Source organism: Carboxylicivirga linearis, assembly GCF_018271995.1.
GTDB lineage: Bacteria > Bacteroidota > Bacteroidia > Bacteroidales > Marinilabiliaceae > Carboxylicivirga > Carboxylicivirga linearis.
In genome coordinates, this window is the sequence record NZ_JAGUCO010000137.1 from 1 (window position 1) to 591 (window position 591).

A 591-nucleotide genomic window follows, 5' to 3' on the forward strand; every position below is an offset into this window, starting at 1 on the left:
GACTTTATGGATGAGTACCGCTACCAGGTATTCACCGATTACATAGACATCAAAACCCAAGCGGAAAACTTTAAGCCTTACCGATTGGAGTTTGTGAAGATTATTCCCCACCGAAATTAATACAGCTATGTTGGATTACAGAGAGCAAATACAAAGCATATACGAATTTATAAAGCGTTCGGAGGACGAACAAAAGTACCCTTACGCATACGAAATATACCTGGTTACCGCAGCACAGGAAACGGCACTCACTTCAAGAACCTCCGGAACGGACAAGTTTAATCGAGACATTGAAAGTGCCATTGAAAAAGCAAAGCAGTCTCACGGTTCACTCAGGGTTGATGTGTTTGGAGGCAAAAGCCCCAATGCCAGAAGCCTGAACAGTTATACCGTAAATATCAGCAAGCTTTTAAACCCACCCAAAGAACCCATTGAGAGAGCCGAGATACAAACTATTATCCAGGAGGAAATGAAACAGAGCCAAATCCAAAACAATACCAATGGATTGGGAGAACTGGATTCCTTGTTAGGATTATTTTCAGGAGATAACCCTGCTGTAAAATCTAAGCTTGACGGTCTGTTTGGTGTGTT

Annotated in this window: 1 protein-coding gene; it reads left to right on the forward strand. The window is 42.1% G+C overall.

The window, feature by feature from the left end; translation table 11 throughout:
* Positions 1-127 precede the first annotated feature (127 nt).
* Positions 128-591, forward strand: a 464-nt coding sequence (locus tag KEM10_RS24040) for a hypothetical protein (protein ID WP_212221019.1), incomplete at its 3' end; no start/stop codon positions are given.